Genomic DNA, 206 nt, shown 5'->3' on the forward strand with positions numbered 1-206 from the left:
ATGTGCTCGTTTAGCTTCGTCATCAAATCAGCCGAACGCAACAAAGCCAAACATTCTTTTTGCAGCGCGGCGGGCACTGGTTTAGGCTGCTTACCCTGGCTTTGGCTACCCGCTAAATCCGCCAACTCCGCATCGCGGTAAGCCTCCAACTCATCGGCTAACTGGTTTAAATCAATCAACAACAACTCATAAGCAATCCCCAACTT

1 protein-coding gene is annotated in these 206 nt (G+C 49.5%); it reads right to left on the reverse strand.

Translation table 11 applies throughout. The features are described 5' to 3' along the window. Positions 1 to 206, reverse strand: a 206-nt coding sequence (locus Q0954_RS34995; RefSeq protein WP_299466978.1) for a hypothetical protein, incomplete at both ends; no start/stop codon positions are given.

It is taken from the genome of uncultured Microscilla sp., assembly GCF_947493425.1.
Lineage (GTDB): Bacteria > Bacteroidota > Bacteroidia > Cytophagales > Microscillaceae > Microscilla.